This window comes from Streptococcus sp. 2100 (assembly GCF_013276335.1).
Classification (GTDB): Bacteria; Bacillota; Bacilli; order Lactobacillales; family Streptococcaceae; genus Streptococcus; species Streptococcus pseudopneumoniae.
The window spans coordinates 1-14111 of the sequence record NZ_VMKV01000034.1 but is presented as its reverse complement, the minus strand read 5'-3'; the positions used below and the strand labels follow the sequence as shown (position 1 = coordinate 14111).

Here is a 14111-nt window from a genome sequence, read left to right as displayed (position 1 = left end):
AATCCATAGAACTATTATAGCATATATTGTTTCGCAGGAAGTCTATTCAAGCTAATCCCACTTCAATCCCACATGTTCGTTCATTTCTTTATAGGCTGTATCAATTCGTTCCTTAGTCGCTTCATCTAACTGGTCACGATGACTGCCACCCTCTATAAAATCTTCCAAGATATAGGTTTGATAATGATATAAAGGATAGCCTTCTGGTGAAAAGGTTCCCTTTGGTGTTCGATTGACCCAAGTAGGATGAGCTTTAGCTGTTCCGATAGTTGTTTTTCCATCCTTCTTCTTAATGGTTACATCCATGAGAACGCCACGTTCAGTCCACTTAGCATTTTCTTCATCTCCCATAGATTCAATCCGTTGATTGGAAATGAAGTTCCCCATTGAATAGATAATGAGTTTCTTGTCTCCATCTTTTTCAACCGTTTCAGATGGTTCCACAACGTGAGGATGCCCTCCAAAGATAATATCCGCCCCCCAATCAATCATCTTGTGATAAAGAGCTTTTTGTTCCTCAGTTGGTTCCAATCGATACTCCACACCCATCTGAGGCATGATAATGGTGATATCTGCTTCCTTCTCTGCCCGTTCAATTTCAGCCTTCATCTTATCTTCGTTTAAATCTGAAAGATAACGATTATAGTCTTCCTGAGAAATATACCGTTCAATTCCATTGAATCCATAGGAATAGGCCAAAAGAGCAACCTTGATTCCATTCACTTCCTTAATGACCAACGGAGCCTGATCACGTGGTTCATGCGTATAAATTCCGATTGGAGTGATTCCAGCTTTTTCAATAATATCGGCCGTTGAAATAACTCCCTCAATTTGCGAATCCAAAATATGATTATGAGCTAAATCTAGCACATGATAACCTGCATCCTTAATGGCATCCATAACTTCAGCAGGAGCATTAAAGAGAGGATAACCCGCTAAATAATGATCCTTATTGATGGTTCCTTCAAAATCACCAATAGCTAAATCTGCTTGCTTGAGCCAAGGTGTCACATACTCAAAATTCTCATGAAAGTCATAGGTACCGTCTTCTTTTTTAGCTGAAAAGAAAAGTCCATCGTGGTAGAGCAAATCCCCATTAGCCATAATTCTGGCAGTTTTTTCCTCTTCCTGCTCCTGAGACTTTTGCTTAGTCCCCTCTTGAGAAATAGTATCTCGTTTTTGACTGGTTAAAGGGATTCCTTGGAAACTTTCAACCAACAAGACCAAGCCCATTGATAAAGCAACTGCTAGCAAGAGTACCGCCACAAATCCTTTATTGCTCCACCTGCGATAACTCCTAAAAAAGTTTACCAAGCCCTTCATAAAACGAAAAGCTAAACCACCCTGATTTCGATTTTGTCTTCTTTTCATCTTCATTCTCCCTACTTTCTTATGCAAGCCTTTTCTTTTTATTATATCATAGATAAGTAATTCTTTCACAATTGATACTCTTCGAAAATCTCTTCAAACCACGTCAGCGTCGCCTTACCGTATATATGTTACCGACTTCGTCAGTTCTATCNNCGGCTAGCTTCTTAGTTTGCTCTTTGATTTTCATTGAGTATGAATTGAACTTCCTATCTATTTTCTATAAATCCTAAAGGCTATAATACTTTCAATCCTTGACATTTTGTGATATCATGTAGAGGTAATGAAAGGAGAGAAAATGTCTGCAATAGAACGTATTACAAAAGCTGCTCACTTAATTGATATGAACGATATTATCCGCGAGGGGAACCCAACTCTACGCGCAGTTGCTGAGGAAGTTACTTTCCCCTTATCTGATCAGGAAATCATCCTTGGCGAAAAGATGATGCAATTCCTTAAACATTCCCAAGATCCTGTCATGGCTGAAAAATTGGGACTCCGCGGTGGGGTTGGACTGGCTGCTCCTCAATTGGATATCTCAAAACGCATTATCGCTGTTTTGGTACCTAATATTGTTGAAGAAGGCGAAACTCCGCAGGAAGCCTACGACTTGCAAGCCATTATGTACAATCCAAAAATCGTCTCTCACTCTGTTCAAGACGCTGCTCTTGGTGAAGGAGAAGGTTGCCTGTCTGTAGACCGCAACGTGCCTGGCTATGTTGTTCGCCATGCCCGCGTTACTGTTGACTACTTTGACAAAGATGGAGAAAAACACCGTATCAAACTCAAAGGCTACAACTCCATTGTTGTTCAGCATGAAATTGACCACATTAACGGTATCATGTTTTACGATCGTATCAATGAAAAAGACCCATTTGCAGTTAAAGATGGTTTACTGATTCTAGAATAAAGAAAATCCCGTTGCAAGACGGGGTTTTGTGTTATAATAGAGGCATGAAAACAAATGATATTGTCTATGGCGTCCACGCCGTTACCGAAGCCCTCCTTGCAAATACTGGAAACAAACTCTACCTCCAAGAAAATCTCCGAGGTAAGAATCTTGAGAAAGTCAAGGAACTGGCTACAGAAAAGAAGGTGTCCATTTCTTGGACCTCAAAAAAATCCCTCTCTGAGATGACTGAAGGTGCTGTCCACCAAGGTTTTGTTTTACGAGTGTCCGAATTTGCCTATAGCGAGCTAGATCACATCCTTTCCAAAACACGCCAAGAAGAAAATCCTTTGCTATTGATTCTGGATGGTTTGACTGACCCTCACAACCTAGGATCCATCCTGAGAACAGCCGATGCGACCAATGTTTCAGGTGTCATCATTCCCAAGCACCGTGCTGTAGGTGTTACCCCCGTCGTTGCCAAAACGGCCACAGGTGCTATCGAGCACGTTCCCATCGCCCGAGTGACCAATCTGAGCCAAACTCTGGACAAAGTCAAGGATGAAGGCTTCTGGACCTTTGGAACGGATATGAACGGTACTCCTTGCCATAAGTGGAATACAAAAGGGAAAATCGCCCTCATCATCGGAAATGAAGGAAAAGGCATCTCTAGCAACATTAAAAAACAGGTCGATGAAATGATTACCATTCCCATGAATGGCCATGTTCAAAGCCTTAATGCCAGTGTTGCTGCGGCCATTCTCATGTACGAAGTTTTCCGAAACAGACTATAAAAAAGTTTCCAGTCATCTGATTGGAAACTTTTTTATGATTAACTATGTTCTGTGATAAATTTATAGGCTTCTTGACCAGCGATAGCTCCATCTCCAACCGCTGTTGTTACTTGGCGAAGGTCTTTCTGGCGAACATCTCCAACTGCAAAGATACCGTCAACTGCAGTTTTCATGTGGTTATCTGTCACAATCCAGCCTGCCTGATCTTGGATATTCAATTCTTTAACAAAATCGCTAAGAGGGTCCAATCCAACATAGATAAAGACGCCACCGAAGGCTTGTTCTGTCACTTGACCTGTTTTCACATTTTCAAATACGACAGATTCTACTCGGTTTTCACCCTTGATTTCCTTCACTACAGAATCCCAGATAAAGCTGATTTTCTCATTCGCAAAGGCGCGGTCTTGTAAAACCTTTTGAGCACGAAGTTGGTCACGACGGTGAACAATGGTAACAGTCTTAGCAAAACGAGTCAAGAAGAGGGCTTCTTCAACAGCTGAATCTCCACCACCAACTACCAACAAATCTTGGTCACGGAAGAAAGCACCATCACACACGGCACAGTAAGAAACACCACGACTGTTCAGTTCTTCTTCTCCAGGTACTCCCAAAGGACGGTGTTTAGAACCAGTTGCTACGATAACGGTACGAGTTTCATATGTTTGGTCGTCAGTCATCACTTTCTTAAAATCACCATGGTCTTCGACATTTTCAACATATCCATAAATGTGCTCAACACCGAGATTTTCAAGCGGTTCAAACATCTTTTCTGCCAATTCAGGTCCACTAATATTAGCATATCCTGGGTAATTTTCGATATCAGATGTATTATTCATCTGACCACCTGGCAGACCACCTTCAATCAAAGCTACTTTCAAATTGCTTCGAGCAGCATACAAGGCTGCAGTCATCCCTGCAGGTCCAGCACCGATAATAATAGTATCGTACATATAGTTTCCTTCTTTCTTGTTGTAACTATCTTTATTCTAACTCTTTCTTGTCAATCACGCAAGGATTATGCCTTGAAAACAAGAATTAAACTCATAACCGCAAAGGATAATACTGGAACAACCAAGACCCCAATCATAATCATATCATAGAGATGGGCTTGGCGAGCCTTGGCTGTCTTATCAACTCCCGACATGGCTCTCAGTCCAATCCAAATTCCTAAAAAAATCAGGACGAGGATGGTGGTTAAGATCAAACTCTCGAAATATAAAGAAAATAGTTGCAGTAGCATGATTTCTCTCATTTCTATCTTTTTTAAAGAGTAAACTCAGCTAGTCCAGCTAACTGAGTTTTTCTTTATCTATTATATCAAATATAAGTCCGTTTGTAACTAGCGAAGAATTCTTTTGTCCGCTCTTCTTTAGGATGGTGGATAATCTCATCTGGTGTTCCAGACTCGATGATTTTCCCCTTATCTAAGAAGAGAATCTTATCAGCCACTTGGGCTACAAAGGACATGTCATGACTGACCAAAATCATGGTCTGACCTGACTTAGCAGCATCTGCAATAGACTTCTCTACTTCACCGACCAATTCTGGGTCAAGGGCTGAAGTTGGTTCATCTAAGAGCAAGACATCTGGTTTCATAGCAAGCGCACGCGCCAAGGCAACCCGTTGCTTTTGTCCACCTGATAAATGGCGAGGGTAATGGTTTTCACGATCAGAAAGCCCAACCTTAGCCAACTCTTCCTTGGCAATCTTAGTCGCTTCTTGGTCAGATAATTTCTTGACAACAACCAAGCCTTCTTTCACATTATCAAGTGCTGTACGGCGCTCAAACAAATTAAACTGCTGAAATACCATAGATAACTTGCGACGTAGGGCAAGGATTTCTTCTTGAGTGATTTTAGAAAAATCAACCGAGAAATCATCAATCTGAATCGAGCCACTATCAGGTGTTTCAAGATAATTGAGACTGCGAAGAAAGGTTGATTTTCCAGCTCCTGAAGAACCAATCAAGGCTACAACTTCCCCTTTTTGAATATCCAAGTCCAGATGATCCAAGACAGTCTGTCCTGAAAAGGATTTGCTTAAATTCGAAATCTTAATCATTAACGAAGGTCTCCTTTCACATCTGTTTGCACTGTATCTGGTGCAGAAATAGCCATTTTTCTCTCGATGAAACGACCAAGGCTCTCAATTCCGATATTGACTACCCAATAAACAAGAGCAACGGAGATGAAGCGCTCAAAATAACGATAATCGGCACCACCCAAAATCTGAGCTTGGGCAAAGACTTCCACAACACCCGCACTAAAGGCTAGGGAAGTTCCCTTGGTCAAGCCGATGAGGGAGTTAATCAAGGTTGGAGTTGCCACAACTGCTGCATTTGGAATAATCACTCGTCGATAAACTTGCGCTCGGGTCATACCCAGACTGCGTGCCGCCTCAATCTCACCAGGGTTAACTGAGAGAATGGCTGCACGAATGGTTTCACTAGCATAAGCTGCCTCATTAAAGGCAAAGGCGACAATCGCAAAAGCAGCGGCTGGAATCGCATTGATATTGAGACCAGTTCCCCATTGCTGATTGAGAGCTTTCAAAGCCAAAGGAATTCCGTAGTAGGTCAACATGAGCTGCACTAAAATCGGTGTCCCTTTTAAGAAACTAACAAAGAAGGCCTGCAAGGGATATAAAATCTTGACACGATTGATCTTCACAATGGCAAAAAGAAGCGCCAAAACCAAGCCAAAAAAGGCACCACCAATTGTCAACATAATCGTTGTTGGAAGTTGTTGAACAATTCTCGGAATTCCATCAAAGACCGAACGCAAGCTAAAAAGCTTGCCATCCGGAATCAATTGCATCAAGTTTTGATACCAATCTGATGCTAAAATCGTTGTAACATTCATAAAAACATCCTCTCCTGATAATGATTCATTCTACCATACTTCTGCCGTCAATGAAATTATTTGCTACGGTCAGATACAGTCTTTGTCTACCTACTAGTTTATCATACTTTAAAACAGGGAGGTTATATATTTTATCTATCAGAGAGATAAGTAAAAACTATTTCAATCCCAATTCTTCATAAGGTTTTCGATAACCGATTTGTTTAACAGTTCCATTTTCTACTAAAATTGGCCGTTTTAACAACATGCCGTCGCTTGCTAGCAACTCAGCTGCTTCTTGGTTTGACAGACTTCCTACCTTATCTTTTAACCCTAATTCACGGTATTTGATTCCACTGGTGTTAAAAAATTGCTTCAATTCAAACCCTGAGGTTTCCAGCCAGTTTAAAATAACTTCTTGGCTAGGTGTTTCTTCGGCGATATGGACGGCTTTGTAGTCCACACCGAGTTGGTTTAATTCTTGTTTTGCTTTTTTACAAGTTGAACATTTTGGGTATTCGATAAATTCTAACATGTCTTTCACTTTCTATTATTTATATCTTTAAAATCTGCGCCTTCATACTCCAAGAGCCAGGCTTTCTTTTCCACTCCTGCGGCATAACCAGTCAGACGCTTGCCTGCTCCCAGCACACGGTGACAAGGTACTAGAATAGACCAAGGATTGCGTCCTACCGCTCCACCAATTGCTTGAGCAGAAGGCACTTGCAGGTCTTGGGCTATTTGCCCATATGTCACTGTCTGACCATAAGGAATTCCCTGTAAATAGTCCCAAACTCGCTTTTCAAAATCCGTTCCAATTGGAGCCAAGGGCAAGTCGGATAAATCCTTAGGCTTGCCTTTAAAGTAAGCATCTAAGCAAGTAATAACTGGGTCTAAAATGGGATGACTAACAACTGCTTCTATCGTCTCATCTCCTAGTCCCCTCTCAAAATGCTTCTGCTCCTGAACCCAAATTCCATACAAATAATGGTCATCAGCTACGAGAGAAAGGGAGCCAATCGGCGAAGAATAGAGCATTTTTACATACTTCTTTTGCATTATTTCTTTAATTTTTGATAGGCCAAGCGTTCGCCATCAACTGGAACCTTACCAACCTGTTTAAAACCGAGTTTTTCAAAAATATGCTGCATAGCTTTGTTTTCAGCATGCGTATCTGAGCGAAAATCTAGATAATCAAAACCTTCAATCAAGCCCTCTAAAAAGGTTTGAGCAACTCCCTGTCCCTGCACATCTGCTGCCACAGCAATACGGTGAAAGACTAGGTACTCTGACTCCCCAACTTGCCAGTTGCCTTCATAAATGGCTTCATAGGCTGCCTCTGGACTCTTGGTCACAGCAGCATAGGCTAGTAGTTCTCCCTCTTCCAAGGCTACATAGGCTTGACCTGAGATAATATCTTCAATAATAATATCAGCATTTGGATAACCATTTTGCCACTGGTCACTACCAGCATCCGCTAAACATTTTTTAGCATCCTCCATCACTTGCATGATGTCATCTACTTCATTTGGAAAAGCTAAACGAATCTCCATCTTTTCTCCTCATTTCTGACTAGTTTCTCCCATCCTAGCATAATTTAAGTCTTTCTACAAGCAGTTAAAACTTGACTTTCTGTTTTTGTTATTTTATAATCTAGTTATTAAAACTAGATAAAAAGGAGTTGAAAATGAAAACTACCTTTTCCTACCCAAAATGGGCAGAAATTCCAAATATTGACCTCTATCTGGACCAGGTTTTACTCTATGTCAATCAGGTCTGTGCCCCTATCTCTCCTGATAAAGACAAAGGCCTGACAGCATCTATGGTTAACAATTATGTCAAACATGGTTACCTGACAAAACCTGACAAGAAAAAATACCAACGTCAACAGATTGCCCGTCTGATTGCTATCACAACCCTCAAGTCTGTATTTTCGATTCAAGAAATCGCTCAGACACTGAATACTCTACAAAGTCAAGCAAGTTCAGAGCAACTCTACGATGCTTTTGTGAACTACATGAACCAAGGAATTGACCCAGCTAACCCTATCATCCAAACCAGCTGCCAAACCGTTAAACTCTATCATCAAACCCTAGCCTTAATCCATCATACTCAAGAGGAGGTAATCCAATGAACACTAGTCTTAAACTCAGCAAACAACTCAGTTTCGGAGAAGAGATTGCTAATAGTGTGACCCATGCTGTGGGTGCAGTCATCATGCTCATCTTACTCCCTATTTCATCCACCTATAGTTACGAAGCACATGGCTTTTTATCCTCTATCGGCGTTTCCATTTTCGTTATCAGTCTCTTTCTCATGTTCCTCTCATCCACCATTTACCACTCTATGGCCTATGGTTCGACCCACAAATACGTCTTGAGAATTATTGACCATTCTATGATTTATGTGGCTATCGCAGGCTCTTATACGCCAGTCGTCTTAACCTTGATGAATAACTGGTTTGGCTATCTGATTATTGCTATCCAATGGGGAACGACCATCTTTGGTATTCTCTATAAAATCCTTGCTAAAAAAGTCAATGAAAAATTTAGCCTTGCTCTTTACCTGATTATGGGCTGGTTGGTTCTGGCTATCATTCCTGCCATTATCAGTCAAACGACACCAATTTTCTGGAGTCTCATGGTAACTGGCGGACTCTCTTATACAGTTGGGGCTGGATTTTACGCCAAGAAAAAACCTTATTTCCACATGATTTGGCATCTCTTTATCCTAGCTGCGTCCGCACTCCAATACATCGCCATTGTTTATTACATGTAAAACTCTAAGCAGGCAGAGCCTGCTTAGAGTTTTATAATCGAATTTCCTAAAGAGGAAGCAATATGAAAGCCGTCATTGCTTGTGCTCATAAGATCTTCAGAATCATTTACAAACTACTCTCCACCAAGCATACTTATCAAAAAGAAAAGGCGCTAGGACTGAGGAAACATTTCTAACGCAAAAACTAAAAAAATTTCAATTATAGTATAGCACAGGAAGTGATTTTTTGCGCTTTTTTACTATCTTTTTTCTTCACATATATTTATAAAGTACTGGTGCAAGCTTACATCATCAGTCAATTCAGGATGAAAAGAAGTTACCAACATATTTTTTTCTTGGGCTGCAACGATTTGATTATTCACTGTTGCTAGAATTTCTACATCTTCTCCAACACTGCTGATAATTGGACCACGGATAAAGGTCATTGGAATCTGACCAACTCCCTTACATTCTGCTTCCGTATAGAAACTTCCTAATTGGCGCCCATAGGCATTGCGCTCGACCACCATATCCATAGTTCCTAGATGACTCTCTTTCTGAGAAGTAATTTCCTTAGCCAGCAAAATCAAGCCTGCACAGGTTCCAAATACTGGTAAACCAGATAGAATGGCTTCTCGAATGGGAATCAGCATGTCCTGGTCTCGTAAGAGCTTGCCCATGGTTGTAGACTCACCACCCGGCAAAATCAAACCCGACAAGTCACTCTGAGATTTCTGAAAATCCTCTAAATTTCTGATTTCAACACTCTCGACACCTAATTGATCTAGCACTTTTGCATGCTCTGCAAAGGCACCTTGCAAGGCCAATATTCCGATTTTCATCTATTTTCCTCGCTCAGCCATGAGAATTTGGATCTCATTTTCATTGATACCAACCATAGCTTCTCCTAGATCTTCAGAGATTTGAGCTAGGATTTGAGGATTACGGAAGTTAGTCACAGCCTTAACAATGGCACTCGCTCGTTTAACAGGATCGCCTGACTTAAAAATACCTGAACCGACAAATACACCCTCTGCCCCTAATTGCATCATAAGTGCAGCATCTGCTGGCGTTGCAACGCCTCCAGCTGCGAAGTTTACAACTGGCAATTTCCCATGTTCATGGACGTATTGAACCAATTCTACAGGGACTTGCAATTCCTTGGCAGCAACATAAAGTTCGTCCTCGCGTAGGTTTTGAATACGGCGAATTTCCTGATTCATCATACGCATATGGCGAACAGCTTGGACAATATCTCCTGTACCCGGTTCTCCTTTAGTACGAATCATGGAAGCACCTTCAGCGATACGACGCAAGGCTTCCCCCAAGTCCTTAGCTCCACAGACAAAAGGTACTTGAAATTCTTTCTTGTCCACATGGAAACGATCGTCAGCTGGAGATAAAACTTCACTCTCATCGATATAGTCAATCTCAATAGCCTCTAAAATCTGAGCTTCAACAAAATGCCCGATTCTAACCTTAGCCATCACTGGAATGCTAACCGCTTCTTGGATTTCCTTAATCATCTTTGGATCACTCATACGGGAAACACCACCAGCTGCACGAATATCAGCTGGAATCCGCTCCAAAGCCATAACAGCAGCCGCACCAGCAGCCTCTGCAATACGAGCCTGTTCAGGATTTTGAACGTCCATGATAACCCCACCTTTGAGCATCTGTGCCAAATTTTTATTTAATTCATAACGATTTTCAGTCATTTGTTTTATCCTCATCATTTATATTGGTAGCTACCATTTCATTTTAAAATAGAACAGAGTGAATCACAAGATAAAAAAAGAAGAATTGTGTGGGTACAGATTGAATCGAGTAGGGGCTAAGACTAGTCCCTCTCACACCACCGTAGGTGCCGTTCGGCATAGGGCAGTTCAACTAATACTCATATCTATTTTCAAAAAGCATTCTGGTTCATTCTCTTTTAACGATGGACTTTACAACACTCCTCTCTAATCCTTGTATGATCTCTTGAAATGTATCAATGCCAGCTTCCAAGGTTTGAAATGCTTTATTCTGGAAGCCACCTTCACCAAGCTCTTTCTGCATCTGTTCAATAGGATTCATCTCTGGCCTGTATGGGGGAATAAAGGGAAAGCCAATATGATTTGGAATAGTTAAGCTACTTGATGGATGCCCTAGGGCATGATCCATGACTAGTAAAATAAAATCAGTTGGATAGGCCTGTGACAGTTCTTGTAAACAAGCTTTCCTCCATTCAGTATGGCATCCTCCGGCAAGCAGGAAAAAGGATGCTCCTCTATAAGCATCAACAGCTCTCTAACAGTAAGAGAATTCATGCACGGAATGACTATGGACAGGAGGACCTATTCCTTTAGGTGGCTAACAAGATCCTAGTTTACTGCCTATCCGAAACCAGCCTCATCTTTGATGCATGAACCCAAGCTTACGAAAGCATCTACTATCTTTAAAGCGTTTTCTTACCTTCTTGAATAGAGATGGGATGTTTAGACGCGGCAATGGTTTGAGCGCCTGCTTTCTTAGGATCTAGGGCAACAGTGCGCCAGCTATGTCGCTTCAACAGTTGACAGAAAGCATCACCTGTGTAGGAACGACTAATCTCCTTTTGATAGGACTGAAGAAATGGAGTATCACTAAACCTCCTGAGAAACAATCTCTAGAACACTTGTCCTACAACGGCCTGTATATCCTAGTCCGGTACGTTATAAGCAATGAATTCATTTTTATTACAATTCAATCTAGATTTTGCAGGAAATCTACTGTAACAACTTCCTCTTCCTCTGAAGTTTTCAAATGACCGGAAAACTATCTATTCCTTGACTGTCATATAAACGTGGTTACAACCACCACGTCTTTCTTGAAGGAGAGAGTCCGAACCTAACTCCTCATCCTTCTTTAAATTTCACCAAACTACAGTCTAGACGCTCTATCATCTCTTGATAGGATTTTCCCATCAAACAAAGCAGAACGATTGGAAGACTTTGTGTTAGAGGCTTAGTAAGGTCTTTAAAGAGAAAGGTGATTTCTTGTTTAGCTAATTTCATGTTACTATCGTACAATGCTTTTTGAAGTATGTCTAGTATTAACCACTCTTTTCATCACCCCACTACAAGTTGATAAAGAGCCACAAAACTTCAAGACTTTTCTAAGTATTTTCGATATAAGCATTAAATATATTTCAGAAAAAGCAACATTAACCTCCCTTAACTGAAACAAACTCAAGTTCACTAAATTGGTTAATAATTCTTTTCAAGTCTTTATCTGCTTTTTTCTCTGATACATCATATTCAGATGTTAATTTTCTCAATAAGTGGTCATATGAAATTGAAGTATCAATTTTAGACCATATAAAAAGATTTCTCTCTCCATCACTTATAACATTGATTTTACTTCGAGTATCCTTTAAATTATCATTAATATCAATTCCATTAATTGTAATTTCTCCTGAATCTTGTTTTAGAAGCGTTGTCATCATTTTTATTAAGGTTGTTTTGCCTGCCCCATTTTCTCCTAAAACTCCAATTATTTTTCCTCTTGGAATTTTTAATGAAACATTATTAATAGCTTACTTTTTCTTTTTAGTAAATTAATCTTCGTTTTTGTAAGATAACTTTTAGATACATTTTTTACTTCTAACATCGGAATTCTCCTAAATTGTTAAATATTCGATCACTTTCTTCTCCATCTTTTTATAACTGAGCAAGCCAATCACAATAAAAACTAATGAGAGAAGTAAAACTTTAAAAATCAATAGACATAGTTGAAGCGATTCCAAATCTCCAGAAGATATTAGTCTAACTATCTCTAAGCCATAAGTAATTGGTAATAAATCACCAACACATTTTAGAAAATCAAGAAGCACTGTCCTAGGAAATGTAACACCAGATACTAAAAATATCAAAATAAATAACGTATTCTGACTTATAAATGTATCTCTTAACCAGAGCATTATGTTAGCAACAAAAACACTCATAGAAAATGATATTAAAACAATAACAACATAACTCTCAACAGCCAATAGGATATTGGAGTTGCCATGAACTTTGCACCGAGCAAAATAGAAATAATAAAAAGTGAACAAAACTCCATAAAAGTTCTTCCAAGCTGTTCAATGAACACGCCTATATAATAGCTGAAAATACTATATGGAGTTATAAATAAGCTTTCCAAGGTTCCCTCTCGAACCTCAACCATCAATGAACGCCCTACATTCATCAAAATAGCAACAGCAACATTGTAGTAAAGCATCCCAGCAGCAGCGAAAGTAAAATAATCAATCACTTCTACTTGACTAACTACTAATTTGTTATTAAAAAGATAATGAGCAATTAACCAATACCCTAAAAGCTGAAAAATGGCATCTAACAATCGATTCAGGAATAGAGCTACTGGAAAAAATCTAGTATACATTTGAAAATTTCTAATTATTAATGCCTTAATCAACTTTCGATAATCTCCATTTCTACTCTTTTATAATCGTGCCAATCTCACCTCCTGATAAAAGAAGTGCATTCGCATCATCAGTATCAATATGCATTTCCAATCTATATTTATCACTCACTCTGCAATGAACATCATGCAAAGTAGCACTTTTTTCGCTTTTTACTTCAACAGAAACTATATCTCCATTTTTAAGACCCATTTCCTCAGCTTCTTCTGTGGCAAAGTGAATATGTCTATTAGCAATAATGCACCCTTCATCTAAATTAACTCTTCCATTAGGTCCTATAATGGTAATCGGTGAAGAGTTTTCAATCTCACTCGAAGTACGTACTGGTGGAGTTATCTTTAATAATCTAGAATCTGTTTTAGAAACCTCAACTTGTGTATAAGGACGAATTGGTCCTAATACCCTGACACGATTAATCTCGCCAGATGCCGACTGAATTGTAACCTGTTCTTCAGCAGCAAATTCACCAGGCTGATACAAATCTTTTAACTTGTTTAGTTGGTATCCTTCACCAAATAAAATATCTAAATGTTCCCTCTTTAAATGAACATGTCTAGCAGAAATGTTAATGATTACTTGATTAATTTCCATGATAATTTATCTCCTTTTCCTATTTATAATACCATATTTTTTTCTGATTCATTATACTCAAAATGAATCAAAGCCTCTTTATTCAGATACATACCCTCTTCATTGAGTAAATGATTCAAATCAGAGTTCCATTGTGACGGTTTATCTCCTATACTTTCTAAGTTCTCAACAAAAGTATAGATATAAAAGTTTGTTGCTCTATATTTTTCACCTCCTATATTAAAATCTCTAAATAAGCTTATTGCTAATATTTTATAGTCGCTTAGTTTCAAACAAGCATGTTATAATAAAGCTATGCATGTAGTACAGATTTTAAACAGCGAGCATTAGATTACATCAAAGAGGGGGCACAGCCATGTCGAGGCAGCCAAGGTTTTTGATGTCGGCGTCAGAACTCTCTTCACATGGAAAAAGAACTTACGTGAACA

18 protein-coding genes and 2 pseudogenes are annotated in these 14111 nt (G+C 39.5%); 4 read left to right on the top strand and 16 right to left on the bottom strand.

Annotated features, from left to right (window positions below; all coding sequences use genetic code 11):
- Positions 1-51: 51 nt before the first annotated feature.
- Complete coding sequence (locus tag HT669_RS06000; protein ID WP_172933656.1) at positions 52-1371, bottom strand: CapA family protein; 1320 nt, start codon at positions 1369-1371, stop codon at positions 52-54.
- 295 nt (positions 1372-1666) lie between these two features.
- Between HT669_RS06000 and def the strand changes: the two genes are divergently transcribed.
- Together def and rlmB are read left to right on the top strand one after the other, a co-directional pair.
- Positions 1667-2278, top strand: coding sequence for a peptide deformylase (gene def / locus HT669_RS05995; protein WP_001272952.1), 612 nt, complete (start codon positions 1667-1669; stop codon positions 2276-2278).
- Positions 2279-2322: 44 nt separating this feature from the next.
- The gene (gene rlmB, locus HT669_RS05990) at positions 2323-3051 is read left to right on the top strand and encodes a 23S rRNA (guanosine(2251)-2'-O)-methyltransferase RlmB (protein WP_000855765.1); all 729 of its coding nucleotides are present in this window, start codon (positions 2323-2325) and stop codon (positions 3049-3051) included.
- Positions 3052-3089: 38 nt separating this feature from the next.
- Here rlmB and trxB read toward each other — a convergent pair whose 3' ends face one another.
- The 7 genes from trxB to HT669_RS05955 all read right to left on the bottom strand — a co-directional run bounded on the left by trxB (position 3090) and on the right by HT669_RS05955 (position 7444).
- Positions 3090-4001, bottom strand: coding sequence for a thioredoxin-disulfide reductase (gene trxB, locus HT669_RS05985; protein WP_000272299.1), 912 nt, complete (start codon positions 3999-4001; stop codon positions 3090-3092).
- A gap of 65 nt (positions 4002-4066) precedes the next feature.
- A complete protein-coding gene (locus HT669_RS05980; RefSeq protein WP_000926599.1) occupies positions 4067-4291 on the bottom strand; it encodes a DUF4059 family protein in 225 nt (74 codons plus the stop codon).
- Positions 4292-4368: 77 nt separating this feature from the next.
- Positions 4369-5112, bottom strand: coding sequence for an amino acid ABC transporter ATP-binding protein (locus HT669_RS05975; RefSeq protein WP_000590965.1), 744 nt, complete (start codon positions 5110-5112; stop codon positions 4369-4371).
- Positions 5112-5912, bottom strand: coding sequence for an amino acid ABC transporter permease (locus HT669_RS05970; RefSeq protein WP_001103446.1), 801 nt, complete (start codon positions 5910-5912; stop codon positions 5112-5114). Before HT669_RS05970 ends, HT669_RS05975 begins: the two co-directional genes overlap by 1 nt.
- Positions 5913-6069: 157 nt before the next feature.
- On the bottom strand, positions 6070-6426 hold the full coding sequence (locus HT669_RS05965; RefSeq protein ID WP_023934080.1) for an arsenate reductase family protein: 357 nt from the start codon (positions 6424-6426) through the stop codon (positions 6070-6072).
- Positions 6427-6431: 5 nt separating this feature from the next.
- Entirely contained in the window at positions 6432-6950 is a 519-nt protein-coding gene (locus HT669_RS05960) for a methylated-DNA--[protein]-cysteine S-methyltransferase (RefSeq protein WP_023934081.1), read from the bottom strand.
- The gene (locus HT669_RS05955) at positions 6950-7444 is read right to left on the bottom strand and encodes a GNAT family N-acetyltransferase (protein ID WP_000405855.1); all 495 of its coding nucleotides are present in this window, start codon (positions 7442-7444) and stop codon (positions 6950-6952) included. Before HT669_RS05955 ends, HT669_RS05960 begins: the two co-directional genes overlap by 1 nt.
- A 134-nt stretch (positions 7445-7578) precedes the next feature.
- On the opposite strand from HT669_RS05955, the gene HT669_RS05950 reads away from it, so the two are divergent.
- Together HT669_RS05950 and HT669_RS05945 are read left to right on the top strand one after the other, a co-directional pair.
- A complete protein-coding gene (locus HT669_RS05950) occupies positions 7579-8025 on the top strand; it encodes a DUF1836 domain-containing protein (protein ID WP_000858721.1) in 447 nt (148 codons plus the stop codon).
- Positions 8022-8669 (top strand): hemolysin III family protein, encoded by a 648-nt coding sequence (locus HT669_RS05945; RefSeq protein ID WP_001097999.1) that lies wholly within the window; start codon positions 8022-8024, stop codon positions 8667-8669. The genes HT669_RS05950 and HT669_RS05945 overlap by 4 nt, the downstream gene beginning before the upstream one ends.
- Positions 8670-8908: 239 nt before the next feature.
- Here the strand turns inward: HT669_RS05945 and pdxT are convergent, their stop codons facing one another.
- The 8 genes and pseudogenes from pdxT to HT669_RS05905 all read right to left on the bottom strand — a co-directional run bounded on the left by pdxT (position 8909) and on the right by HT669_RS05905 (position 13955).
- Positions 8909-9490 (bottom strand): pyridoxal 5'-phosphate synthase glutaminase subunit PdxT, encoded by a 582-nt coding sequence (gene pdxT, locus HT669_RS05940; RefSeq protein ID WP_023937432.1) that lies wholly within the window; start codon positions 9488-9490, stop codon positions 8909-8911.
- On the bottom strand, positions 9491-10366 hold the full coding sequence (gene pdxS, locus HT669_RS05935) for a pyridoxal 5'-phosphate synthase lyase subunit PdxS (protein WP_000138526.1): 876 nt from the start codon (positions 10364-10366) through the stop codon (positions 9491-9493).
- A gap of 208 nt (positions 10367-10574) precedes the next feature.
- A pseudogene (locus HT669_RS11125) lies at positions 10575-11259 on the bottom strand (transposase); the annotation flags it as partial.
- A 195-nt stretch (positions 11260-11454) separates the two neighbouring features.
- A pseudogene (locus HT669_RS11120) lies at positions 11455-11626 on the bottom strand (IS630 family transposase); the annotation flags it as partial.
- A 209-nt stretch (positions 11627-11835) separates the two neighbouring features.
- The gene (locus HT669_RS05920) at positions 11836-12165 is read right to left on the bottom strand and encodes a PqqD family peptide modification chaperone (RefSeq protein WP_230554368.1); all 330 of its coding nucleotides are present in this window, start codon (positions 12163-12165) and stop codon (positions 11836-11838) included.
- Between the two features lie 461 nt (positions 12166-12626).
- On the bottom strand, positions 12627-13085 hold the full coding sequence (locus HT669_RS11115) for a hypothetical protein (RefSeq protein WP_212750464.1): 459 nt from the start codon (positions 13083-13085) through the stop codon (positions 12627-12629).
- Between the two features lie 19 nt (positions 13086-13104).
- On the bottom strand, positions 13105-13683 hold the full coding sequence (pduL, locus tag HT669_RS05910) for a phosphate propanoyltransferase (protein ID WP_000405172.1): 579 nt from the start codon (positions 13681-13683) through the stop codon (positions 13105-13107).
- A 23-nt stretch (positions 13684-13706) separates the two neighbouring features.
- Positions 13707-13955, bottom strand: coding sequence for a hypothetical protein (locus HT669_RS05905; protein WP_000777026.1), 249 nt, complete (start codon positions 13953-13955; stop codon positions 13707-13709).
- Positions 13956-14111 lie beyond the last annotated feature (156 nt).